The organism is Psychrobacter sp. CoH-33_TS_01, assembly GCF_058189395.1.
On sequence record NZ_JBVGQI010000005.1, the window covers coordinates 14,277 to 39,207 of the forward strand.

At 45.4% G+C, this 24,931-nt stretch carries 17 protein-coding genes; 13 read left to right on the plus strand and 4 right to left on the minus strand.

All coding sequences use genetic code 11. From position 1 onward, the window contains the following. Positions 1-39 precede the first annotated feature (39 nt). Complete coding sequence (locus ACZ2XM_RS09485) at positions 40-858, plus strand: thioesterase family protein (RefSeq protein ID WP_490588561.1); 819 nt, start codon at positions 40-42, stop codon at positions 856-858. 185 nt (positions 859-1,043) lie between these two features. Here the strand turns inward: ACZ2XM_RS09485 and ACZ2XM_RS09490 are convergent, their stop codons facing one another. Beyond that, on the minus strand, positions 1,044-2,501 hold the full coding sequence (locus tag ACZ2XM_RS09490) for a hypothetical protein (protein WP_490588562.1): 1,458 nt from the start codon (positions 2,499-2,501) through the stop codon (positions 1,044-1,046). A 381-nt stretch (positions 2,502-2,882) separates the two neighbouring features. On the opposite strand from ACZ2XM_RS09490, the gene htpG reads away from it, so the two are divergent. From htpG to ACZ2XM_RS09530, 8 genes are all read left to right on the plus strand, one after another. Beyond that, on the plus strand, positions 2,883-4,832 hold the full coding sequence (gene htpG / locus ACZ2XM_RS09495; protein WP_490588563.1) for a molecular chaperone HtpG: 1,950 nt from the start codon (positions 2,883-2,885) through the stop codon (positions 4,830-4,832). 399 nt (positions 4,833-5,231) lie between these two features. Continuing rightward, complete coding sequence (locus ACZ2XM_RS09500; RefSeq protein ID WP_490588564.1) at positions 5,232-6,710, plus strand: C13 family peptidase; 1,479 nt, start codon at positions 5,232-5,234, stop codon at positions 6,708-6,710. Positions 6,711-6,767: 57 nt separating this feature from the next. After that, positions 6,768-7,619 (plus strand): S-formylglutathione hydrolase, encoded by an 852-nt coding sequence (gene fghA / locus ACZ2XM_RS09505; RefSeq protein WP_490588565.1) that lies wholly within the window; start codon positions 6,768-6,770, stop codon positions 7,617-7,619. A gap of 213 nt (positions 7,620-7,832) precedes the next feature. Beyond that, a complete protein-coding gene (locus ACZ2XM_RS09510) occupies positions 7,833-8,117 on the plus strand; it encodes a TIGR03643 family protein (RefSeq protein ID WP_490588801.1) in 285 nt (94 codons plus the stop codon). 179 nt (positions 8,118-8,296) lie between these two features. Beyond that, complete coding sequence (gene rpe, locus ACZ2XM_RS09515) at positions 8,297-8,992, plus strand: ribulose-phosphate 3-epimerase (protein ID WP_490588566.1); 696 nt, start codon at positions 8,297-8,299, stop codon at positions 8,990-8,992. 115 nt (positions 8,993-9,107) lie between these two features. Continuing rightward, entirely contained in the window at positions 9,108-9,470 is a 363-nt protein-coding gene (locus ACZ2XM_RS09520; RefSeq protein ID WP_490588567.1) for a hypothetical protein, read from the plus strand. A 91-nt stretch (positions 9,471-9,561) separates the two neighbouring features. Next, complete coding sequence (locus tag ACZ2XM_RS09525) at positions 9,562-9,879, plus strand: hypothetical protein (protein WP_490588568.1); 318 nt, start codon at positions 9,562-9,564, stop codon at positions 9,877-9,879. Positions 9,880-10,005: 126 nt separating this feature from the next. Continuing rightward, positions 10,006-10,383 (plus strand): hypothetical protein, encoded by a 378-nt coding sequence (locus ACZ2XM_RS09530; RefSeq protein ID WP_490588569.1) that lies wholly within the window; start codon positions 10,006-10,008, stop codon positions 10,381-10,383. A 125-nt stretch (positions 10,384-10,508) separates the two neighbouring features. Here ACZ2XM_RS09530 and rpmG read toward each other — a convergent pair whose 3' ends face one another. Together rpmG and rpmB are read right to left on the minus strand one after the other, a co-directional pair. Next, positions 10,509-10,664, minus strand: coding sequence for a 50S ribosomal protein L33 (rpmG, locus tag ACZ2XM_RS09535; RefSeq protein ID WP_010201403.1), 156 nt, complete (start codon positions 10,662-10,664; stop codon positions 10,509-10,511). Between the two features lie 46 nt (positions 10,665-10,710). Beyond that, a complete protein-coding gene (gene rpmB / locus ACZ2XM_RS09540; RefSeq protein WP_201498834.1) occupies positions 10,711-10,947 on the minus strand; it encodes a 50S ribosomal protein L28 in 237 nt (78 codons plus the stop codon). 522 nt (positions 10,948-11,469) lie between these two features. On the opposite strand from rpmB, the gene ACZ2XM_RS09545 reads away from it, so the two are divergent. From ACZ2XM_RS09545 to ACZ2XM_RS09555, 3 genes are all read left to right on the plus strand, one after another. Further along, positions 11,470-19,368 (plus strand): beta strand repeat-containing protein, encoded by a 7,899-nt coding sequence (locus ACZ2XM_RS09545; protein ID WP_490588570.1) that lies wholly within the window; start codon positions 11,470-11,472, stop codon positions 19,366-19,368. A gap of 151 nt (positions 19,369-19,519) precedes the next feature. Beyond that, the gene (gene purU, locus ACZ2XM_RS09550) at positions 19,520-20,425 is read left to right on the plus strand and encodes a formyltetrahydrofolate deformylase (protein WP_490588571.1); all 906 of its coding nucleotides are present in this window, start codon (positions 19,520-19,522) and stop codon (positions 20,423-20,425) included. A gap of 3 nt (positions 20,426-20,428) precedes the next feature. Beyond that, positions 20,429-21,922, plus strand: coding sequence for an MFS transporter (locus ACZ2XM_RS09555; protein ID WP_490588572.1), 1,494 nt, complete (start codon positions 20,429-20,431; stop codon positions 21,920-21,922). Between the two features lie 81 nt (positions 21,923-22,003). Here ACZ2XM_RS09555 and ACZ2XM_RS09560 read toward each other — a convergent pair whose 3' ends face one another. Next, positions 22,004-22,795, minus strand: coding sequence for a cytochrome C assembly family protein (locus tag ACZ2XM_RS09560; RefSeq protein WP_490588573.1), 792 nt, complete (start codon positions 22,793-22,795; stop codon positions 22,004-22,006). Positions 22,796-23,165: 370 nt separating this feature from the next. Between ACZ2XM_RS09560 and ffh the strand changes: the two genes are divergently transcribed. After that, a complete protein-coding gene (gene ffh / locus ACZ2XM_RS09565) occupies positions 23,166-24,716 on the plus strand; it encodes a signal recognition particle protein (protein ID WP_490588574.1) in 1,551 nt (516 codons plus the stop codon). Positions 24,717-24,931: the final 215 nt, after the last annotated feature.

Genomic DNA, 24,931 nt, shown 5'->3' on the forward strand with positions numbered 1-24,931 from the left:
TAGAGAACAACTATTTATAACCTAGAGTTAAGGATAACTATGGCCAATTATTACGACTGTATCACTCGTGAGTTGCAAGATGATGGCTCTTGTATTGCTCACTATAAGCCCACTATTCATGCGCAAGGGGCTTGGAATGACCATGAGCAGCACATGGCTCCCGCAACGGGAGTAATAACCAATGAATTGGTTCAGTTTTCTCCGCAAGAAAACATGCGTATAGCGCGTATTAGTCTGGATATCTTGGGCTTAATCCCTCTAGACGACTTTACTATTACCACGCGCAGTATCCGCCCAGGTAGAACGATTGAGCTGATTGAGGCGGTCATGAGCAGTGGCGGACGCGATTGTATCGTGGCCCGCGCTTGGCGGCTGATGACGCAAGATACGAGCGTGATTGCTGGATTAGAGGACCAACCTGCGCTGCATCATCCTGAAAATCTAGAGACTTGGGAAGCCATGAAAGGTTGGCCGGGTGGGTTTATAAAAAGTGTCCGTTTAGCTACTGATGACACGCGCCGAGCCGGTAAAGGCACCGTTTGGATTACCACAGACGTCGATATGGTCGCAGGCGAATCTACGAATGATATGGTACATTTACTGGGTCTAGTCGATACCGCCAATGGAGTAGTCCCAAGACCTGGCCTAGGCTTAGATGTTGCAGAGTGGATGTTTCCCAATACCGATTTACAGATTCATATGCACCGCACGCCTAAAGGTCGTTGGTTGGGTATTGAAGCGGTGCAGCAATACGGTGACGATGGCATTGGCTTAACCAGTGCTGTCTTGCATGATTTAGACGGCCCCTTTGGTCGTAGTGAGCAAATTCTGACTATTCGTCCTATCCCTCGTAAATAATATGAAGTAGTCTAAAAAAATAGTCGTTTATAAAAGTAAAAAGGATATAGGGCGCTGGCCTTATATCCTTTTTTTATGAGAGCAGTTGGTTATGAGAGAAGTGCTCACTAACCTAGAGTCAGCTAGTTAGCGCTTGCCTCTACAAACCTAAGAAGCCTTAATAGCAAATCCATAATTTTAGTAAATTAACGATTTTTACGGGTTTGCGCCACGTACATTTCTGACTCGAGGGCTTCTTCGGCCACATCAAGTAGGCTCGGTAAATCGCTCGCTTGCTTTTTGGTAGCTACCAAGTGGCTGCGTAGCTCTAGCATCTGCTCGTAAGTTACCGAAAAGTCATCGTTACTATCGCTTTGCAAATGGCGCAACTGTTGCATCAAGCGCGATGACAAAGTGCCTAATTCGTGGAACTGTAGGGTAAGTTGGTGCAGCTGGGACTTGAAGGCTTGCATGTCTGCACTGACTTGTTTGCTAAGCTGCTGGGTATTAGGAACTTCAGAAGTTACTTTTTCCTCAACAGCTGCACTCTCAAGGGGGGTGGCAATAGCTGACATTTCGCTAGCCCCCTTTTCATTAGCAGCCGAGTCTGCCGCTGAAGTTTCTAATATTGCAGATGTTGGCTCTGCTGCAACAGGCGCTGATGCGATAGGCTCTGGCATACTCATTTCCGCAGCACTTGGTTCTGCAGCCGAAGTAGCCTCAATATGCGCAGTGGATTCCTCAATGGGTTGCTCAGTGCTAGAGGTCACCGGCGCTGCAGACACAGTTTCGTCTTTAGTGGCTACTGCTGCCGGCTCTACAGAGGCTGCAATTGGCGGTTGCGCCACTATAACCTCAGAGTCAGATGCAACAGCAATAGTTTTTGGCTGCTCTACTGCGGCTTTAGGTTTAATCTTGATAGCTGAAGCTTTTTTAGGAGCAGTATCATCCGTTTTGGCAGGTTTAGTTGTAGCGGCAGGGGTTGCTACCGGCTTAGTCTGAGAAGCTTCCTCATCCTTATTGACCACAGCAGTCGGCGCGGCTTTAGGGCGAATTTTCACCGAAGTGCTATGAGCCGCTGTTAATGCCTTGAGAGATTTTTTAGGAGTAGCCGCCGGTTGCTGCGCGGGTGCTGCTTTGCTTACCTCTGGGTCGGCCTGGGCTGGGGTCAGATTCTTTAACTCGTCGGCGAATTCCACTGCCGTATCCTCTATTACAAGGGGTGAGCGAGCAGGTTTGGGCACCTCTGCAGCTTGCATAGCCGCCCGCTCTTGCGCCGTTTGCACTTGGTGACTGTGGCTACGAAACACGGTTCTATCGGCCACAATGGGACTGAGCGCACTATAGTATTTAGTAGGGGTGTTGGGTCGAGGGACGCTAGCGTTCGGCACAGTGGTTGCTACAACAGGCTGTGGTGCTGCTGGCGTTGTGCTTGAAGCATCAGTAGCTATTGAACTTGTCACCCGCTCCGTTTTGGCAGGCTCTGCTACTGTTTGGGTAGCGGCTGGCTCCGCTTTTTCTGTATCCTCTCTCAGGCTAGCTTGCAGCAGCAAATCGAGCTCTTCTTCGCTCATACCATCATAAAATACGATCTCTTGCGAAGCATTAGTATCAGGCTTGGTAGCAGGACTCTGAGGATTTTGGGGATGAGTATTGGCAGTCATAAGCACAGTCTTATTTCATTAACGTAGTAGAGAAAGACAAAGAGATAGCAAAAGGACCTTATGACGGCAGCTTGCTGGCCTAGAAATTAACATTGTTTTGGCCTTGTCCTTAAAGCTTGCGCAATCCTTTTTAGTCTTTGTTATGTGTTTATTTAATTATAACCTCAACTTAGCACATTATGGATTTGTTTGGCTATGCCTCTGCAGCATAATGTTGTCGAGTTCTAATAATTAGCAGACGAATTGGCTTGAAAATTAGTGCCTTCGCCCCTATTAGTGATGCTAAGGCTGCAAGGTTGCAGTCAGCATAACTGTGTTAAAAAACTGTTGTGTTAAAAAATAAAGGTTGTTAAAACCATACATCATAACTGAGAGGACTCTATGAGCGACAATCAAGCGAATCAGCCCCAACAGCACGTGTTTGAAGCGGAAGTTGCCCAGCTGCTGCATCTAGTGACCCATTCTTTATACTCGAACGCAGATATTTTTGTGCGTGAGTTGGTCTCGAATGCGTCAGATGCTTGCGATAAATTGCGTTTTGAAGCCACTAGCGATGATAGCTTGTATGAAAATGATGGCGAATTGCGTATCCGTATCGATGTGGATGAAACGGCTAAGACCGTCACCTTTATCGATAACGGTATCGGGATGACTGCTGAAGATACCATTGAAAACTTAGGGACTATCGCAAAATCAGGTACAAAAGCTTTCTTAGAAAAGCTGTCTGACTCACAAAAACAAGATGGCAACCTAATCGGTCAGTTTGGGGTGGGCTTCTATTCGGGCTTTATTGTAGCGGATACCATTACTGTAGAAACTCGTAAAGCTGGCGTGCCTGCCGATCAAGGCGTCCGTTGGGTGTCTGATGGCACCGGTAAATTTACTACCGAAGCGATTACTAAAGAGACGCGCGGTACTTCGATTACGCTACACTTAAAAGAAGAATATTCTGAAGGCGAAGATAATTACTTAGACCGTAGCAAAATTAAGCAGTTGGTCAATAAGTACTCAGATCATATTAACTTGCCTATTCAAATGCGCAAAGAAGTCTGGCAAGAAGAAGTAAGAGAAGAAGGCGATGATAGCGACGCGCCTCTCGGTGGCGAAATGGTGCTGACGGACGAGTGGGAAACGGTTAATAAAGCCAACGCTTTATGGACCCGCTCTAGCTCTGAGATTGAGGACGAAGAATACGTCGACTTCTATAAAAATGTCACTTATGACTTCGATGAGCCGCTGGCCTGGACGCACAACCGAGTCGAAGGCCGCGTGCAATATACGCAGCTGCTATATATCCCTAAAAAAGCCCCGATGGATTTGTACGCGCGTGAACAGCAGCATGGTCTCAAGCTGTATGTGAAGCGGGTGTTTATCATGGATGACGCTGAGCAGTTATTGCCTATGTACTTGCGCTTCGTTAAAGGCGTGATCGACTCTGCAGATTTACCATTGAACGTGAGCCGTGAATTGCTGCAAGAGTCACGCGATGTGAAATCTATCCGTGATGGTAACGCCCGCCGTATCTTGACTTTATTAGCCAGCTTGGCCAATAGTGAAGATAGCGATAAGCAAGAGAAATTTGCTCAGTTCTATAGCGAATTTGGTGATGTCATCAAAGAAGGCTTGGGCGAGGACATGAGCAACCAAGAGCGTATTGCGAAATTACTCCGCTACGCCACCAGCACGCAAGACGGTTTAGAGACCAGCTTTGCCGATTATAAAGAGCGCATGAAAGACGGGCAAAAAGCGATTTATTATCTCACTGCAGAGAGTTTAGCCGCTGCTAAAAATAGCCCACAATTGGAGTTATTTAAGAAGAAAGGCATCGAAGTTATCTTGATGACCAGCCGTGTTGATGAGTGGGCGATGAATTTCTTAACTGAGTTTGATGGTACCCCGCTACAAAACATCGCTAAAGGGGCGGTAGACCTAGGCGACTTGCAAGACGAAGCAGAGAAAGCTGAAGCTGAAAAAGCACAAGAGACGCTCAAGCCAGTTGTAGATAAGTTGAAAGCAGTATTGGGCGGCCGTGCAAAAGACGTGCAAGTGTCTACGCGTTTGGTGGATAGCCCAGCCTGTCTCGTGGTCGGTGATGGTGAGCTTTCACCACAGATGATTCAGATGCTTAAGCAAATGGGTCAAGAAGTGCCAGATGTGAAGCCAACGCTTGAGGTTAACCCAAACCATCCACTGATTCAAAAGCTAGAGACTAGCGAGCAGTTTGATGATTTAGCGCAAGTGATTTTTGATCAGGCGCTATTGGCTGATGGCGGTCAATTAGAAGACCCAGCAGCTTACCTAAAACGGGTTAATGAGCTTTTGCTGAAATAATGCTAGCAGCTTTGCTAATGAACAATTAGCCTATAGATACAGGATAACGTGAAAATAAAAAAGGATGCCTAAGGGTGTCCTTTTTTTATCTCTTTTTCCTATCGTTTTCCTCGCCTTTTGCTCTTCTTTTTATTGCCGTTACAAATCCGCCTTACTCCGCAGCGACCGAATCTATTACAATGTTCTCCCTGTAGGGTCGTCAAATGGCTCTAAAAACTGCGTTACAGTGAGACTGAAATAAGCTAGAGATAGGCTATCTTTTATAGCCCTAAATTGCCTATACTGTCGCTACGCAAGGCCAGCTATCTACTGGCCATGCTGCCTTGTAAAATTTGCTCACTATTGGCCCCGCATTTTCCCTTTTACCCCGTTACTGATGACCGATAGAGGCTGTATTCTTTGTCCCTTGCGTCGCTAAAAACCATCTCGCTACAGCGATTTTCGCTTAATTTTGCTGCTAATATTTTCGCTGCTCTTTGGATGCTGGCGGGGTCTACGCGCGCTTTCGGCTGGGTAAAACCGACGCTACTGCAGTTTCTATTGTTTGCTACTTTAGCATTAAGCAGTAATGTTCTGTTCTCCTGGCTTGCCGCAGAAAGCGGGAGCATCTTTAATGAGCAGGGTCTGATTAGCTATTTGATTTGGCCCACCATTATCATCCTAGCGGGGATTATCCTAGCTCGGCGCTCAGGCAATCCTGGGGTGGTATTCGTCCCCGCAGTCTTATGGTTGACCGCGGATACGATGTTGGCTTTGCTACAGAGTTTCGTGCAATTTTTGGGAACGCGGGGTTGGTTGCCCGATTGGAGCTATTCGCTCTTACCGGTATTATTCTTAATCCTATTTTTATGGCAAACGGTGGCATTGCTATGGATATTTTCCAGACGCCTACGCACGCCATGGTGGGAACGAATTTTAGTATTGATTGGGGCGGCTGCCTTACTGACGGTCTGGCAAAATAATGTCGCTGATCAGCCTATATTTAAGCTCATGCCTGTCCAGCCTGTGGTTGAAGAAGCGGCGTTATACCGTCAGCCGATTTTATTACAAGAAGCGATGGCAGCGGTAGACTCGAGTACGCCTGGTAAAACGGATTGGTACTTTATGGGGGTGGCGGGCTTTGCCGGTCAAGATGTGTTTCGCTCTGAGATTAACCAAGTGCGGCAGCTGTTTGATGTGCGTTTTGGCACTAGTGACCATTCTTTATCGCTAATCAATAATAAATACAGCTGGCTAGATGAGCCTATCGCGACGAAGACCAGTATTAAACAGGCGTTGATGCGGTTAGGACAGCAGATGGATGCTGATGAAGATGTGTTATTTTTAGCGTTGTCTTCGCATGGCGATCGAGATGTATTGCTATTAGAGAATGAACCCATCGCTATGGACAACTTGGATCCGGCTTGGCTACGTAAAGCTTTGGATGATGCAGGGATTCGCTGGAGAGTAATTGTCGTATCGTCTTGTTATTCAGGGTCATTTATTGATGAGCTTGCTTCACCGACTACGGCTATTATCACCGCCTCTGCGCCTGACAAGATGTCTTTTGGCTGCACTAATACGGCAGAAATGACGTACTTTGGGGAAGCGTTCTTCGCTGAGAGTCTACGGGACAATACCAGTTTCGCCGCGGCCTTTAAAGCGGCCAAAAAACGCATTCATGAGCGCGAGTCGTTAATGGGATTTGAGCCATCAGAGCCACAAATGGTCGTTGGCAAATTGATGCAGACTGCCTTACCAGCTTTTGAGCAGGCGCTATTTATTCAAGGCCGTGCCCCGAGCGAGCAAAACTTGCAGCCTATCGCGCCATCATTACCAACCGGGCGTGCAGCTGATAGCTCTCAAGCGACGCTTGACCCTACTAAGCCCGTCCCATAATAGGCCTTGATAAAATCCTATTTATAAAAATTACTAACAGAGTATTGAGAGGCTATTATGACCAATTTAACTTTGACCAGTGACAACCGCTGCTTTGAAGGGCAGCAACGCTATTATTCGCATGAGTCTACCAGTACCGGCACGACCATGTCGTTCAGTATCTATTTACCGGATGAAGCGGTAGCTGGGCAAACGTGTCCTGCACTGTTATACCTATCTGGATTGACCTGTAATGCCGATAACGTTACGCATAAAGGGCATTTTCAGCGCTTATGTAGCGAGCTTGGCATGATTTTTATCGCGCCAGATACTTCGCCAAGAGGCGAGGAAGTGCCCAATGATGAGCGCTATTATGTGGGTCAGGGCGCCAGTTATTACGTTGATGCCAAATGCGCGCCTTGGGCGCAAAACTTCAACATGGAAAGCTATATTGTCGAAGAGTTTTATGACCTGATTCGCAGCCAGTTTCCGGTGACCAGTATCGGTGTAACCGGTCATTCAATGGGCGGCCACGGCGCCTTGATGTTTGGCTTTAAATACCCGAGCAAGTTCGTTAGCGTCTCCGCCATTGCCCCCGTCTGTGCAGCCAGTCAGTCTGAGTGGGGCCAAGAGGCCTATCAAGTTTACTTTGGCGAGGATCAGGGCGAGTGGGCACAATACGATGCCACTACCACTATCCGCCAAGCCGGTAAGCAGTACTCAGTATTATTAGTGGACCAAGGCGCGGCAGACGACTTTTATTTAGACGGCAAACTACAGACAGAAAAGCTGCAAGCAGTTTGCAGAGAAGTTGAGCAACCGCTGACCTTACGCTATCACGCTGGCTTCGATCACAGTTACTACTTTATCCAAAGCGTGCTAGAAGACCATCTGTATCACCATCTAAAAGCTGCTAATTTAGCCGGTTAATCTGAGCAGCCGATACGTTTTGCGTAATTAACTCAGGATAATTTTATGACTAATATGACCAAAGTATCGGCACAGACCACAGCAGCTGCGGATACTTCCCTAGACAAGGCGTCTTTAGGGATAATGCAGGCAGATATGTCAGCTGCCTTACGCGCTAAGCAAGTAGCGAGTACTAGTACTGCACATACAGAAGAAAGTAACCAGGCCGCGAGTCTGTTAGCCGATGCTAAAACGGTAACAGATGCGGCTAGTCTTGATGAAGTGCAATTGTCTCGCGTTATCGAAATGGCTTGGGAAGACAGAACACCATTCGCTGCTATCGAGCACAATTATGGCTTAAGCGAATCCGCAGTGATTGACTTAATGCGCCAACAGTTAAAGCTCTCTTCTTTTAAGTTATGGCGAGAGCGGGTGACCAATCGTGCTACTAAGCACGAGTCCAAGCGTACCTTTACGGTAGGGCGGGGCTATTGCAAAACTCAATATAAGCAAAGATAAGCTAAGATTTACTGATAAACGCTACGGTGTCATGCCATAAAAGACATTTTATAAAAGAGTAGGCCGTCAGGTTAAATCGGCGTGCCTGCTTGATTTTCAGCTTAGCTTCCCCCAGTATTTACCTATCAACATTCTGTTTTTAGCCCATTTTTAAGCCACTGACTTAAGGTAGCTATCTTATGATTTGCCCCGATCAACCTTATCTTATCGCCCCCTCTATTTTATCTGCTGATTTTGCGCGTCTGGGCGAAGAAGTAGACACGGTTATGAAAGCCGGTGCTGACGTGGTGCACTTTGATGTTATGGACAATCATTATGTCCCCAATCTGACCTTTGGCAGCATGATCTGCAAAGCGTTGCGCGATTATGGGATTGATGCGCCTATCGATGTCCATCTAATGGTCTCGCCGGTAGATGGTATGATTGAGCAGTTTCTAGAAGCGGGTGCCAGTGTCATCACCTTCCATCCCGAAGCGGCGAGTCATGTGGACCGCTCATTACAGTTAATCAAAGACGGCGGCGCCAAATGTGGTTTAGTCTTAAACCCAGCCAGCACGTTACATCATCTAGACTACGTGATGGATAAAGTTGATCAAATCTTACTGATGAGCGTCAACCCAGGTTTTGGTGGGCAGTCCTTCATCGAAGGGACACTAGCCAAAGTACGTCAAGTGCGTCAATTAATCGATGCCAGTGGTCGCGATATCCGTTTAGAAGTGGATGGCGGCATTAAGGCAAATAACATTCGGGCAGTGGCAGAAGCCGGCGCGGACATGTTTGTTGCAGGCTCAGCGATATTTAATCAGCCTGATTACAAAGCGGCTATCGATGCCATGCGTCATGAATTATCGTTAGTGGGCAGCCAGCAAGTATAAAAAAAGCCAATCTGTGGTGGTACTGGACAGCTGGTACTGGGCTTACTAAAGGCGTCTTTTGTGCTTTTATAAGCCATTCGTTTATATAAGCTTTATTTTTAAAAGGTAGCTATCTATGACCCTTGAGCCGAATACCCCCTCTGTAAATGAGGAAGCTATGCAGAATAATGGTCATAATCCCGACAAAGTCAGCTTAGTACCTCTGGGTATTACGGTTGGACTGGCATTATTTGCGCTAGTTTTAAGCCTAGTCGGCTATGGTTTTCGCTTGGCCGTAGGCGAGGAGTTCAGCGCAGTATTGAAACACGCAGCAGTACTGGTGCCCGCTTTTGTTATTGGCGTGCCCGTATTATTTTGGTTAGGCAGCCTGGTTTTTAATAAAGTGACGGGAGCCACGGTACAACGCCGGAATGCTATGACGCTCGGTTGGCTAACCGCGTGTGTGGCTATGCTCTGGTTGATGGGCACTTATAGCTAAGCGCTATTGTCGTTTGGATGGGTTAGCGGTCTTAATGACCTAGCTTGCTCATTTAATAACTGTTTTTATTTATTCATTTTGGGGAACTTCTTTGTCATCGAACTTATCTGATACCCCTTACTCGTATTCTCCTTTTCCTAAAGACATTCCTCGTGGTCTTATCATCGCGCTGATTATTGGCTGCTTGCTGATGGGGTTAGCCTCGCTACGTAACGGCACAGGGCTGCAAGGCTGGCTTAATGTCATTGAAAACTGGCTATTGATGCTGATCATCTTTCCGACGGCCACAGCGGTCGTTGCGTTGCCCTTTAAGTATCGCGATCCGACCTTTGAATTAAAGCTGGCCTACTATCTAGGGATGTTTGTGGCGTTGTTATTTACCATAGCGAAATTGCGCTACTGGCGTTAACACGCTAGAGTGAATTAGTAGGGTAAATAAAGGATGGCAGAAGGTGGGTTTAAACGGACTTTGGCCAATATTAGACTTGAAATTCGTCTATAAAGCGTCCATTGTAAGAGGATAAAGAAATTACTTTTGCGTGATGGCTCGGCCCTAAACCTAGCAGCAGCAGAAGCTAACGAGGATACAACTATGCCTTTTAAGAGCGACGAGATATACCACGACCACGATATGGACAAAGAGGCGAAAGATAAGTTTAACAGCTTCGCGAAAGAGACGATGCTAGAGTTGGTCGAAGCGGATGATGGTCGCCTAATGTTACGCGATATGGATGGCGAAGAAGACGCTTTGGTGACGATTGGATTTTCGGATAAAATCAAAGATATGCTGGGCAATGACACTCAAGCTATTGGTCAGCACATGATTCATGCTGCTATTCAAGTGATTATGCAAAAACAAATCAGCCATTGGCATGCGAATGTCTATGACGAAGAGCCTACCAACTATAGCTAGTTTGATGAATACAGTCAGTTTAAAGTTGGATTTAAAGCCAACCATAAAAAAAGGTCTATCAAATGATAGACCTTTTTTTATGCAACCAAGTCGCTATGAATCAGTAGTGCTATTTAATATAACAATTACTTGATTTTAGCTTCTTTGAAGATAACGTGCTGGCGTACTTTAGGATCAAACTTTTTGATCTCCATTTTGCCAGGCATAGTGCGTTTGTTTTTAGTGGTAGTGTAGTAATACCCAGTACCTGCAGTAGATACCAATTTGATTTTATCTCTCATGACGTCTGTCCTTCGAAAGGTGGGGAAAATACGCGGGGTCTAAGGATTAAACCTTTTGACCTTGCGCGCGCATGTCAGCTAGAACTTGATCAATACCTAGCTTATCAATCATACGCATACCTTTGGTAGAAACACGTAGGCGTACAAAACGGTTTTCTGACTCTACCCAAAAACGATGGTTATGAAGGTTTGGCAGAAAGCGACGACGGGTTTTGTTGTTTGCGTGCGAAACATTATTACCCACCATAGGGCGCTTCCCAGTCACTTGGCATACTCGAGACATGGCGAACTCCTAATCTATGTGAGGCATGAGAGTATCTCATACCTGTCTGGGCAAGCTGTACTGAAACCATCTATATATATAGCTAGTAGCAGACCCTTGGCACCAAACAATTACTATATTGAAATGAGTTGATTGCTAAATACGCGTAAATTAGCGCGATCGAGACGCTCCGCTAATACGCTTAGCTAATCAGAAAATTTTAAAGCCGACATTTATACCATAATTAAGGGATAAACTCAACTTAATCGTAAATTTCTTGTGAAAATTAGCTGCGCTAACTAAGTTACTGCGCAATTTTCTAACGATGGCTGAAAGACTTGAAATATAAACTAAGATTGTATCTTTTTAGTTGTAAGTAACATAAAAAATTAGTAAAGTTGCTGTTACAATACTCGCAAAAGTTTACTAATTCATTCATAAAGATATGTTTCGTTACTTTATATAAAGAATTTGCACACTTTAAAGAGACCCTTAATACTCAGTTATTTGGCACTCAAAGAGCGCTACTGTGGAGCTTTATTCATGACCTCTCAATCATTAGATTATACTACAAAAGCTTTCCATCTGACGGCATTATCGCTTGCACTAGCATTAAGCGGTTGTGGTGGTGGTGATGGAGGTACGGTTGATTCGATTGCTCCTGCGCCTGATTTAGGTGGTAACGGTAACACAGGGAATAATGGTAACGGCAATAATAATGGCAATGGTGGCGGGACGACTACCCCAGAAACAGAAGCTGACTTTTTTATTCAAACAATTACCGCCAATCCTGGCACGATTCAACTAGATAAAGCTCCGCAACAATTTACTATTGTGGTTAAAGCCGTGCAGAAAGGTACAGGTGGTGCGGTGGCCAATAAACAGATCACAGTATCCGTAGCAAACTCTGAAGCCTCTGGCGTGACTATCGATGGTAGCAGTACTCAAGTCACTGATGATAAAGGTAATGCCACCTATACTTTGATTTTAAATCCTAATGCAGTCGCTGACCGTCAAAAACTGCTTAATGATGGGGTTAGTATCACTGCTACTGCGAAAGCTGCAGACGGTAGTACTAGATCGCAAGTGTTAGTAGTGGGGGTTAGCGAAGCCGGAGATGATGGTTCAGCGGTCCCAAGTGACATCGAAATATCTTCTGCATTACAATCCTCTATCTCTTCAGCAGCGGCTATCAACCCTTACGGCGACGACGTGACGGTCAGTGTACAAGCTAAAACTCCTAAAGGAGCTGGCGCTCAAGGCGTTAAAATAGCTTTAGGAATAAATAACCTGAAAGGCGTTACTATTTTAGGGGGTAATAATAAAGAAACGGATGCCAATGGTAATGTCACTTTCAATATCAAAGTGGCACCTAATCTAAATGCTACTGAGCGTAAAGCATTGATTCAAAGTGGTATTGCTTACAATATTAAGCTGACCGAAGCTGATGGTAAAACCGTCTCAAAAGAAGGCAACTGGGCGGTTGCTAATCCAGTATCAGATTATAACTTAGCCATTACTGGCAATAATGCGCCTCTAAGCGCCTATGGTGCTAAGCAAACATTAATAATCAAGGCATCACCAAAGTCTGCGAATGTGCCTACTAAGGCTGCTGGTGCTACAGTGAAAGTAGCATTGAACGGAGCGCCTGAAGGAGTCAGTCTTAAAGAGAACACGGTCACGCTAAATAACAATGGCGAAGCAAGTGTTGAATTGATAGTCGCTGAAAACTTAACGCTCGCACAAAAAAATAAGCTAGTAGCCGATGGTATTAGCTATACCGTAACGCTAACTGAGCCTAATAAAGCGACCACTGTCACGACGGCTTCTAGCAAAGTCTATCTTCCACAAGCGGCTTATAAAGTCATCTTTGATAATAGCGATAAAAAGCAGCTCACAAGCTCTGGCGGCACTGCAGTCATCTCTTTCCGCGTTAATGATAAAAATGGTGGTCCAGTTACAGGTCAGAAAGTAGTGGCTAGCTTACCATCAGCGCTAAAGAATTCAGGCTTAGTGACCCTAGACTCAGCGGCAGAGCAAACGACTGATAACAAAGGTTTGGTTAGCTATACCGTCCGTGTGCCTACAGGTCTCACGGCTGCTCAGAAAACTCAACTTGAAGCTATCAAAAACTTCGCTTTAGGTGTCAGTATCACTGAAGGCACTGGTGTAGTTAGCACAACTGCCAGCCAAGCAATTGATTTGATTGCGCTTAAAGCCAATTATAAAGTCATCTTTGATAATACAGATAAGCAACGTATTTCAAATCTTGGTGGTACCGCTGTTATTACTTTCCGAGTCAACGATGCTAAGGGTGATGCTGTCCAAGGCCAACAGGTCGTGGCTACTCTACCGGCCGCTCTTAAGCAATCAGGAGTAGTTGTGCTAACCTCAGCGGCTCAACAAACCACTGATGCTAGCGGTAAAGTTAGCTACACCGTCAGTATTCCTAAGAATCTGACCGCTGCACAAAAAATAGAAATTGAAAAGCTTAAGAACTTTACGTTAGGCGTAAGTATCAAAGAAGAGTCTGGCATAGTAAGTACTACTAACAGCCAAGCGGTTGAGGTCTATAGTCCAGAAGCGGCCTATAAAGTTAGCTTTGATACTAGTGATAAAAAGCAACTCACAAGCTCTGGCGGTACTGCGGTCATCTCCTTCCGAGTAAACGATACTAATGGTGGTCCTGTCCAGGGTCAAAAAGTAGTAGCAAGTTTGCCAACAGCACTAAAGAAATCAGGCTTAGTAACGCTAGACTCAGCAGCAGAGCAAACAACTGATAATAAAGGTGTGGTTAGCTATACGGTACGTGTGCCTACGGGTCTCACAACTGCACAAAAAACTGAGCTTGAGAAGATTGGTAATTTTGTTCTTGGCGTCAGCATTACTGAAGAAACAGGTGTAGTGAGCACCACTAATAGTCAAGCAATCGATGTAGTCGCGCTGAAAGCCAGTTATAAGGTCGTCTTTGATAATACAGACAAACAACGTATTTCAAATCTTGGCGGTACCGCTGTTATTACTTTCCGAGTCAATGATACCAAGGGCGGTCCTGTCCAAGGCCAACAGGTCGTGGCTAACCTACCGGCAGCAATTAAACAATCGGGAGTAGTTGTGCTAGCTTCAGCGGCTCAACAAACCACTGATGCTAACGGTAAAGTTAGCTATACCGTCAGTATTCCTAAAAATCTGACGGCTGCACAAAAAGTAGAAATCGAAAAACTTAGAAACTTTACTCTAGGCGTAAGTATTAAGGAAGAGTCTGGCATAGTCAGCACTACCAATAGCCAGGCTATAGATGTTTACAGTCCAGAAGCAGCCTATCAAGTTAGTTTTGATAAGAGTGATAAGAAAGAGCTAACCAGCTCTGGTGGCACTGCGGTCATCTCTTTCCGAGTCAATGATACTAATGGTGGTCCTGTCGCAGGTCAAAAAGTGGTAGCAAGCTTACCAACAGCTTTGAAGAATTCAGGTTTAGTAACACTAGACTCAGCAGCAGAGCAAACAACTGATAATAAAGGTGTGGTTAGCTATACCGTCCGTGTACCTACAGGTCTCACGGCGGCTCAGAAAACTCAACTTGAAGCTATCAAAAACTTTGTTTTAGGTGTCAGTATCACTGAAGAAACGGGTGTGGTGAGCACCACTACCAGTCAAGCGATCGATGTAGTTGCGCTGAAAGCGAGTTATAAAGTCATCTTTGATAATACAGACAAGCAACGTATTTCAAATCTTGGTGGTACCGCTGTTATTACTTTCCGAGTCAATGACACTAAGGGTGATCCTGTCCAAGGCCAACAGGTCGTGGCTACTCTACCGGCCGCTCTTAAGCAATCAGGAGTAGTTGTGCTAGCCTCAGCAGCTCAACAAACCACAGATGCTAGCGGTAAAGTCAGCTATACCGTCAGCATTCCTAAGAATCTGACCGCTGCACAAAAGGTAGAAGTTGAAAAGCTTAAGAACTTTACGTTTGGCGTAAGTATTAAGGAAGAGTCTGGCATAGTAAGTACTACTAGCAGCCAAGCTATCGATGTTTACAGTCCAGAAGCCATCTACAAAGTTAGTTTTGATATTAGCGATAAGAAAAAACTGTCAAGCTCTGGCGGCACTGCAGTGATTACTTTCCGTGTTAATGACAAAAACGGTGGCCCAGTCGTTGGGCAAGAGGTGATAGCTAGCTTACCCTCCGCATTAAGAAATTCGGGCTTAGTAACACTAGATTCTACTGCAAAACCAAAGACCGATTCTGAAGGGAAGGTTACCTATACTGTACGCATTCCTGCCGGTTTAAACGCTTCCCAGAAAGCTGAGATTGAAGCTATAAAGAGTTTTGCACTTGGGGTTAGTATTACTGAAGAAACGGGAGTAGTCAGTACAACTACTAGCGAAGTGATTACTGTTAGTTCTGAAGTAGGCAAAAGTGATGTTGTCTTAACTGACGAAACCAATGTCACTAGTATTAATGTGCTGGGTGACACTTTTACAATTCTCGCAAAAGCTGTGAATAAAAGTGGTGGTGTAGTTAAAGGTGGACAAGTCAAGCTACTGATTAACAACGTGCCTGGTATCAGTATCTCAAATGGTGATACGCAGGAAAATGGTAATGAAGGTAATACGAAGAAAACAAATAATGAAGGTGTAGCAGAGTTCAAGGTAACGCTGAGTAATAAGCTAACCGCAGCGCAAAAGGAAAAATTAGTTAGCGAGGGTATCAACTATACAGCTGTATTCATTGCTGCTGATGGTACGCAGTCCAGATTCACTAGTAATATGTCAGTTAGGCAACCCGCATCAACGTCTAACATCAAATCTATTACTGCCTCGACTGTTAGTGAGCTAGGTGGCAAATCTACGGTAGTGGTTCAACTGGTTGATAGTAAAAATGCTAACAAGCCTGTGGTTGGCCAGCCTGTGAGTCTTGCTTTAACCAACAGTGCTAAGCTCAACGGTGTAAGTTTGACTCAAGCTACTGCGACTACGGATATCGAAGGTAAAGCTATCTTTGTAATAGATGTCGCTACAACCTTAACAGCTGCTCAAAGAAATGCGCTTAAATCTGAAGGAATTACTTTCCAAGCGTCTTATGTAGAAAATGGTCTTTCCTATCAATCAGCATTAAAACGTATCAGCGTTACCCAGGCTGACGTTAGCTTAAAAGTATTAAACCCTGAAACGGTAGTGAATGGCCAAGCTCAGTATGAACTCAGTAACACGGGTGATCTAGCGACAGTCAAGATGCAACTGCGTGATAATGTTGCTAATCAGTCCTTGGGTGGCCAAGCAGTAGAGTTTGTTTTAGACAATGCTGACTTCGCTAAACTTATTACAGTGAATGGGCAAATCGGCACTTCACGTATTGTCGCCACAACCGATGCCAATGGTTTAGTAAGTTTTGATATCACTGTACCGAGCAACTTAACTAAAGAGCAACGTGATTCTTTAAATAACCGCGCATTAAAAGCTACTTTGACTGAGACGCTAACCGGTAAGAAGCAGACGGTCGGTATCAATATTAAATCGACGCAAGCAGAAGTAGCTTTAGTAGCCACAGCCGTTAATAAGTTAAACCTTAATGGTGGTGAAGCCCAGATTCAGGTAGTAGCAAGAGATAATGCAGGTAACGTAGTTGTTGGTCAGGCGGTCGCTTTAGCGCTGCCTGCAGCTATTGCCCAGCAAGGTATTGTGATTGCATCAAATCCTAAGCAAACTACCAATAACTCTGGCGTTGCTATTTTCACCATTGCTGCTCCTAATGGCTTAACTAGCCAGCAGAAATCAGCTATCGGCACAACTTTCCCAGTAGGTGTAGCGGCTACTGACGGTAATGGTAATACCGTTTCGCAAACGGTTACAGTCAGTACTACTAAACCAAGTGTCACACAAGAAAAGCTTACCTTAGGCGCAAATAAAGTCGTTAATACTGAAGGAGATACTTTTAAAGTTTTCGCCCGTATTACTAATGCGGCTCAGCAAGGTGTGGCAGGTTCGACTGTTAATTTAGCTGTGACAGACCCTGTGAAAACCGGTGTTACTATCGTAGGTGGCAATAAAGTAACCACGAATAGTGATGGTGTGGCTGAGTTTAATCTCGTATTAACAGCTGGTGCCAACGTTGATAAAGCTTTGCTAGAAAAGGGGATTAAAGTACGTGCTACTAGCGTATCTAAAGATGGCGTTACCTTGCAGCAGGACTATATTGTCAACGTAGATACCAGCACTATAGACAGCTATGTCATTATGACGGCTGCGGATAAAACCACATTAAACACAGGTGGGGATCAGACGAATGTCACTTTCCGTATCGTGGATAATAATGGTGGTATCTTAACTGGTGTCCCTGTACAGCTCAGCATAGACAATCCTAAACAAAGTGGAGCGGCACTAACGACTACTAGTGTGGTCAATTCTGATGCCCAAGGCCTAGTAGAGGCTGGGGTGGTATTGGGGGCTGGCTCTGTAAACTCGCGTCTAAATCATGATATTACGGTTAGAGCGAAAGTAGTCACGCCAGAGTACGATACTAGCGGCGCGCCTATCTTGCAGACCCGAGTAGAAGAGCAAGTGATCTTGCATGCAGAAGGGACATTGATAGAAGTTACGGCGTCACAAACGAACGTGAAATCTGGTGAGAAAGTCACTGTAACTACTAAGCTAACCGATGCGGCAGGTAGAGCTATCGAGACTGCGGACATTGAGCTTGTGAATGCAAAGGGTGACTTAGTCAGCGCTAATGCTAAGGCCCAGACTAATGAAGAGGGCGTGGCTACTTTCACGCTAGACGAATCAGCATTAGCTTTTGATAACAATGGTAACTTACGTATTTTTGCCAAAGCTATAGGCGAGCAAAGCTTAGTAACGCAAACCAGCAGCCAAAGTGTAAATTTAGTCCAGGTATCACAAGCAGGTATTAGCTTTAGCGATATTGAGTCTGTCTATAACGTTAATGAGACAAATGATATTAATATCCAAATTCGTAGCGATGACCCACAGTCTCTGGTTGGTGAAAGAGTTGAAGTTCAAACTACCTTAGGCAAGTTTGCGAATAATCAGGTTATTACTAGTGAAGTTATCACAGCGCAGATGGTTAATGGCAATATCATTAATGTGCCAGTTGCGCTGACTTCTGACTTAGCCGGCATATCGGTACTGACGGCGAGCGTAGTAGGTCGTAACAACAGTGCAGGAGAAGCGCTTACCACGACGGTTGATATACGTTTCAGAGCAACTACTCCCGCTAAAATGCTCTTACAACCTGTGAAGTCCGTGATTGCTCCTGGTGGCAGTACTGAAATAGTAGCTTTGATTAAAGATGCTAATGATGTACCCGTAGAAGGTATCACAGTAGTATTTAGCCGTGCAGCAGACTCTTCAGCAGGTCGTCTATCCGCAGCTACTGCAGTAACTAATGCACGTGGTGAAGCTAAAGTGACTTATCAAGCGAACGCCAGCTCACCAATTAATGGCGTGAGAATCAACGCTGAAATATTGAATGATACCTTCAGTATTGGCCAAAAACAGACCACTATTACAGTATCTAAAGAAGCGGTATACACCACATTAGCTTTCAGCGATAGGTTAGAAGTTAGTGGTGACAATATTTACTATATTAAGAATGGCTCTATTGCCGTTATGGATGGCTCGGGTAGACCAGTTGCCAATCAGCAAGTTTCGCTCAAGTCATATGCTACTCGTTTTGCACAAGGCTTAGCGTGTTTAACAGAGCGTAACTTAAGCTATCAACCTAAGGATACTATCGATAAAGATGGTGTTGTGACTACTCCTGACGTTCAGGTAGGGTCGATAAAATCAGCCGAAATATTTAGATCTACTTGGTTAGATACTGAGGATCCACAATATAATTACATCTTAGACCAAGGTGATGACGTTAATGGTAATGGTACTTTAGAGGCTATTAATCCGGTCACTATTCTTGGTGGTACCTTAGGAGATGATGGGTATACCTTTATTACTGATGCTGAGGGTAAAGTAGACTTCCAAATTCGCTATCCTAAAACCTATTCTAATTGGACTCAGGTACGCTTTGATGCTACGACTCGGTTGAATGGTAGTGAAAACTTACAAAGCTATAATGTAGGGCTTCCTGCGTTAGTAGGCGATGTATCAGTCAGTGGTGATTCTATTCTCACACCTTATATTAATAATACGAGTCCATTTGGGATAGGCGATCAAGTCTGTATTAATAAACTGTCAGTAACAGTGAATGCGCAAGATAATACAACTATGGTTTCAGGGAGTGTTCGTGGTGCTGAAAAAGATTTAAGTTCTTTCTTATTCTTGGATAATGTATATCTACAACAAGTGCAGGTAACGGCAGCTAATCCAACGTTTAATTACAACTTTAATCAAGCCTTTAATAAGGGCGCTACCGTTAGTGTGGTCGTAGGTACTAGCCAGTTAGATTATGTGCTAAAAACTGAATAAATAACCTTGAGACGATAAATAAAGTACTCACTAAAACCCCAACCAAGCGTTGGGGTTTTTTTGCGCTAAAAATACATAACCAAATTAGTCACAAAAGTAAGCGTAAAGCCATTAAAATACGCGATAACTTTTTTAATTATTTTGTAAGATTATGACTATTACAGACCATACTGCTGCGACCAAAAATTTGAAATCCTCTCAACCCACCGCCACCCTCCTAATCCAGTGCCAAGACCAAGCGGGTATCGTGCAAGCCGTCTCCGGCTTTATCTATGAGTACGGCGCCAACATTATTACTCTAGATCAATACTCTACTGCCCACGAAGGCGGACGCTATTTTATGCGCCTCGAATTCGCGTTAGATGGTTTATCAGAGATTATCGAGTCCTTCGAAGCAGAATTTACTCGTCGAGTGGCCGACCGCTATCTTATGAAATGGCAATTGCATGACAATTCGGTCAAATATAAAGTCGGGATTCTGGTATCGAAGTTTGACCATGCCTTGCTAGATTTACTATGGCGTCAGCAGCGCGGTCTACTAGATTGTGAAATCACTTGTGTGGTGAGTAACCATGAAGACTTGCGCCAAGCCGTAGAAAACTTCGGTATCGACTTCTACTATGTGCCGGTCACAAAGGATAATAAAGCAGAGGCTGAAGCCACTATTCATCAGCTAATGTCACACAATGATGTCTTGGTATTAGCGCGCTATATGCAGATATTGTCGTCAGATTTTGTCTCCCGTTGGCCGATGCAAATTATTAATATTCACCATTCTTTCTTGCCTGCGTTTGTCGGGGCCGACCCTTACCGGCAGGCCTTTGAAAAAGGTGTAAAACTGATTGGGGCAACAGCACATTATGTGACGGCTGACCTGGATCAAGGGCCTATCATCGAACAAGACGTGCACCGGGTGACTCACCGTTTAGGCGTGACCGCACTGCGCGCTATTGGCCGTGATGTCGAGCGTAATGTGCTGGCTCGTGCCGTCAATTGGCATGTGCAAAACCGAGTCATAGTGACGGGGAATAAAACGGTAGTGTTTAGTGAGCACTAAATCTTGCTAGAGAAGTCTACTACCGCGCAGTCAGGAGTGCCTTATAAGCTGCTAGCGGTGTTGCTGACGCTGTATTTTGCACAAGGCTTGCCGTCTGGTTTTATCACGCAAGCGCTGCCCACTATCTTGCGAGATAATGGCGTATCGCTCGAGATGATTGGTTGGTCGGGGCTGTTATTAGCCCCGTGGGCGCTTAAGTTCCTATGGGCACCGGTCGTCGATAAATACTTTTCTCCACGGCTGGGGCGGGCGCGCAGTTGGATATTGCCGCTACAGGTTCTCTCTGCCGCTATTGTGATGGCAGTAGGTCTATTTGATCCGGCGAAATTAAGCGAGCCCTTAGCCTTGTGGTCGCTATATTCGCTGCTGTTATTCTTAAGCCTAGTGGGGGCCACCCATGATGTAGCAGCAGATGGCCTAGCAACCCGCTCATTAACGACCCAGCATGCCCCTCTAGCGACTACCGGCAGTGATGAGGATATCGTTGCCTTTGCTGCGGAGGAAATGCACAACCCGCATCAGGGTATGGGCAATGCCGCGCAAGTAATAGGCTATCGCCTGGGCCTAATATTGGGCGGTGGCGTATTTTTGATGGTCATCGGATACTGGTCATGGCAGTTGAGTTTCTTTGCTATGGCGGCTCTGATACTGGTCAATACAATACCGATTTGGCGCTATCGGGAAGCACGTCACGAGGCTGAGCGAGAACAAGCGCTGCCAATACCGTCTGTATCCGCTCAACCCGATGTAGACCAAGCTACCACTACTACTGCTGAGTTAGATGCTGATACTACAGAGGCGACTAGGCAAAATAAGAGCCGCTCTTTGGCCTCAATAGGCGCTTATCTTAAGGAGCAGTACGGCTATTTTTGGCAAGCTAAGCAGATGCGTGCTTGGTTAGGCGTGTTATTGACCTATAAAGTCGTGGATGGCATCTCTAGCGGTATGGTGAAGCCGATGATGGTCGATATGGGTATCTCGGTGGCGAGTATCGGTCTGTGGGCTAGCGTGTTGGGCTCTGGCGCGTCATTACTCGGGGCGGCTATTGCAGCATGGATACTCAAGCGGGCTGCGCATCAACAGGCACTACTTTGGTTTAACGCGCTACAAGTGGTTGCTACAGGGGCTTATGCGCTAGTGGCAGTGGCGTTTGAATACGGTTGGCTGCTACGAGATGGAGAGAAGCCGCCATTTTGGTGGGCTTATGCGGCCAATGCTATCGAACATATGGTAGCGGCGATGGCTTTGGTAGCCATGCTAACGATGGTTATGCATTATGCGCGACACGATAAAGCCGGTAGTGACTTTACCACGCAGGTCTGTTTATTGACCGTCTTTAGCGGCAGCACGCATTTACTGAGTGGTTATTTGGCAGAATGGCTAGGCTATTCGGGGCATTTTGCTTTAAGTGTGGTCGTTGGGATAATCTGTTTAATACCGTTATTCTATTGGCGTCGGGTTTTTAACGAGAGTAATAAACAGGCGTTATCTGCCTAATTCGAAGCAATTGTAGAAATAAGGGTAGCTCTGGCGTTTGCCAAGAATAATAGCGATGAATTAAATGAGTGTGAAAAACGCCTATAACATTAATTCTAAAACGACTTTGCTACCAATAAAGCCAATTGCGAGTAGAATGAAAGCATAGATGGTGGTGTTCGCTGCTCGTTTGCCGCGCCAGCCTGAGCGCCAGTGGCCAATGAGTAGGCTGCCGAAGAGTAACCACGATAAGATACTAAAGACGGTCTTATGGGCAATATGCTGCGCCATAAGGTCATGGACATAGACAAAGCCGAGTCCTAAGGCGATACTAAGGATGACAAAGCCGACTAAGATCATATCAAATAGTAGCGACTCCATACTTTGTAGCGGCGGCAGCTTATCGACCCAGATGCGGTGAATAGTCCGGTGTTTGAGTTCGCGAATTTGTAGGCGTAAAAAGACCGCTTGTAGCGCCGCCATAAAGAGAACGCAGTAAGCCGCGATAGACAATAAGATATGAATCTCAAGTCCTGTGCTCATATTACTTAAAGGTTGATAAGGCGCGCGACCAAAGTAACCGGCGCTTAAGCCAATAAAGGCGGTGGGAGCCGCTAATATCCCTAAGCTTAATATAGGGCGATAGAGGCAGAACAGCCCATAGAATAGTAAAAAGAATAGGCTGGTAAGACTGAGCGTATTAAAGACATTAAAATTGAGACCATGCAGCGTAATAATCTGCGGAATCAAGACTGTACTATGCGCGACCATACCAATGAATAATAGGGCGAGACTGATATTTTTGCCGATGGGACGTTGTCCGAGGAGTGCCCAGCATAGGTAAATACTCAAGGCAACATAGGCGATACTAGCAATCACATACGCAAATAACACGGGCAACCTCATTAGCGATAACGGCGCTCTTCAGCGAGTTTGGATGAGTCAATGGCCTCTATTTGGCCAACGTCCAGACGGGTCAGTGTGAGTTTCGTCACGAATGATTAGAATAATCTGTCAATTTATCATAAAATGAAAAGCAATTGAGTGCGAAATGCGCACCATGACTAAATTTAGTGTGACTGTTATAGCATAAATACGATTATTAATAGCCTTAATTCGCCTTGTTATAATCTTAATATTATAAAACTGCCGCCGCTATTAATAAAATTAATACGATTTTGTCAGCCGTCTAAGTTAGATTTTTTGGACGATGGAGCGCTAATCGCTCCCCGATATTGCTGGCATTACCAACTGAGAGAGACCTATGTTTGATACGTTAACCGAACGCTTATCGTCGAGCTTGCGCAATATCGCAGGCTCTGGTCAATTGACCGAAGACAACATCAAAGACACGTTACGTGAAGTGCGCATGGCCTTACTTGAAGCCGATGTTGCGTTGCCTGTGACCCGTGATTTCGTTAAGCGTGTTAAAGAAAAAGCGCTGGGCGAAGAAGTGCTAAAAGAGCTTGCACCAGGTCAAGCCTTCGTCAAAATCGTCCATGACGAACTGACTGAGATGATGGGTAGCGCTAACCAACAGTTAGAGATGACGGGCAAGCCGCCAGTCGTTTATCTGTTAGCCGGTTTGCAGGGGGCGGGTAAAACTACCACAGCCGGTAAGCTAGCAAAATATCTACAAGACCGTCAGAAAAAGAAAGTCATGTTGGTCTCAGCCGACGTTTACCGTCCTGCCGCTATTAAGCAGTTAGAGCAAGTCGCTGGCCAAGTGAATGCCAAATTTGTGCAATCTAGCGCCGATGAAAATCCAATCGATATCGCCCTACGTGCTATCGAAGAAGCCAAGCTCCAGTATCAAGATATTCTTATTATCGATACCGCGGGTCGTCTGCATATTGACGAAACTATGATGGATGAAATCAAAGCGTTAACCGCTGCGGTCACTCCTTCTGAGACGCTATTTGTCGTAGACTCCATGACGGGTCAAGATGCGGCCAATACGGCCAAAGCCTTTAACGACGCACTACCGTTAACCGGGGTCATTCTGACCAAGACCGATGGTGATGCCCGTGGTGGTGCCGCCTTGTCTGTACGTGCTATCACCGGTAAGCCGATTAAATTCTTAGGTCGCGGTGAGCAGTTAGATGCCTTAGAAGCTTTCCACCCTGAACGTATCGCCCAACGTATCTTGGGCATGGGTGACGTATTAAGTCTCGTTGAAGAAGTTGAGCAAAAGATTGACCGCGAAAAAGCCGAAAAAATGGCGAAAAAGATGCAGAAGGGTGGCGAGTTCGACCTTGAGGATCTATTAACGCAGTTTCAGCAAATGAAAAATATGGGCGGTATGGCGGGCTTCTTAGACAAGATGCCTGGTATGAGCGGCTCAGGTATGCAACAAGCGGTAGAAGAAGCTAAACCTGAAGAAAAAGTCAGAGAGATGGAAGCGTTAATCAACTCTATGACCCCGTTTGAGCGTCAAAACCCCGATAAAATTAACCCTAGCCGTAAGCGCCGTATCGCAGCAGGCTCTGGCAAACAGATTCAAGACGTTAACCGTTTGCTCAAGCAACATAAGCAAATGGCTAAAATGATGAAAATGATGTCGCGTCCTGAAGGCATCTCAAAAATGATGAAAGCGGTCCAGGGTTTAACCGGTGGTATGGGCGGCGGCGCAGGCGGTGGTGGTCCATTATTCGGTGGCGGTGGTAAGTCAGGTGGCAATGCTGGTGTGAATCCGGCGGATCTTGCTAAGCAAATGGGTTTAGACCCGAATAGCATGCCGAGCACTGAGGAAATGCAAAAGAAAATGCAAGAAATGGAAGGCACTTTACCAAAACAGTTTAAAACGCGTTTCTAGTTTCTAGTTTCTAGTTTCTAGTTTCTAGTTTCTGTTACAGTTTCAACTGTATAGTCGTTAATGAGCAGTAGCCATAAAAAAACCAGCGATCTAAGTCGCTGGTTTTTTCGTTTCTATTTCTGATTCTTTACCAATATGTTAAACCAAGATAAAAAGGCTTAGAAAACGGTCGCCGTACTACTAGTATGGCAAAAATAGTGTCCCCCGAAACGGGG

Coding starts and splice junctions, on each gene's coding strand:
- ACZ2XM_RS09485 (WP_490588561.1), top strand. CDS start 40: ATGGCCAATTATTACGACTGTATCACTCGTGAGTTGCAAGATGATGGC.
- ACZ2XM_RS09490 (WP_490588562.1), bottom strand. CDS start 2,501: ATGACTGCCAATACTCATCCCCAAAATCCTCAGAGTCCTGCTACCAAG.
- htpG (WP_490588563.1), top strand. CDS start 2,883: ATGAGCGACAATCAAGCGAATCAGCCCCAACAGCACGTGTTTGAAGCG.
- fghA (WP_490588565.1), top strand. CDS start 6,768: ATGACCAATTTAACTTTGACCAGTGACAACCGCTGCTTTGAAGGGCAG.
- rpe (WP_490588566.1), top strand. CDS start 8,297: ATGATTTGCCCCGATCAACCTTATCTTATCGCCCCCTCTATTTTATCT.
- ACZ2XM_RS09520 (WP_490588567.1), top strand. CDS start 9,108: ATGACCCTTGAGCCGAATACCCCCTCTGTAAATGAGGAAGCTATGCAG.
- rpmG (WP_010201403.1), bottom strand. CDS start 10,664: ATGAGAGATAAAATCAAATTGGTATCTACTGCAGGTACTGGGTATTAC.
- rpmB (WP_201498834.1), bottom strand. CDS start 10,947: ATGTCTCGAGTATGCCAAGTGACTGGGAAGCGCCCTATGGTGGGTAAT.
- ACZ2XM_RS09545 (WP_490588570.1), top strand. CDS start 11,470: ATGACCTCTCAATCATTAGATTATACTACAAAAGCTTTCCATCTGACG.
- purU (WP_490588571.1), top strand. CDS start 19,520: ATGACTATTACAGACCATACTGCTGCGACCAAAAATTTGAAATCCTCT.
- ffh (WP_490588574.1), top strand. CDS start 23,166: ATGTTTGATACGTTAACCGAACGCTTATCGTCGAGCTTGCGCAATATC.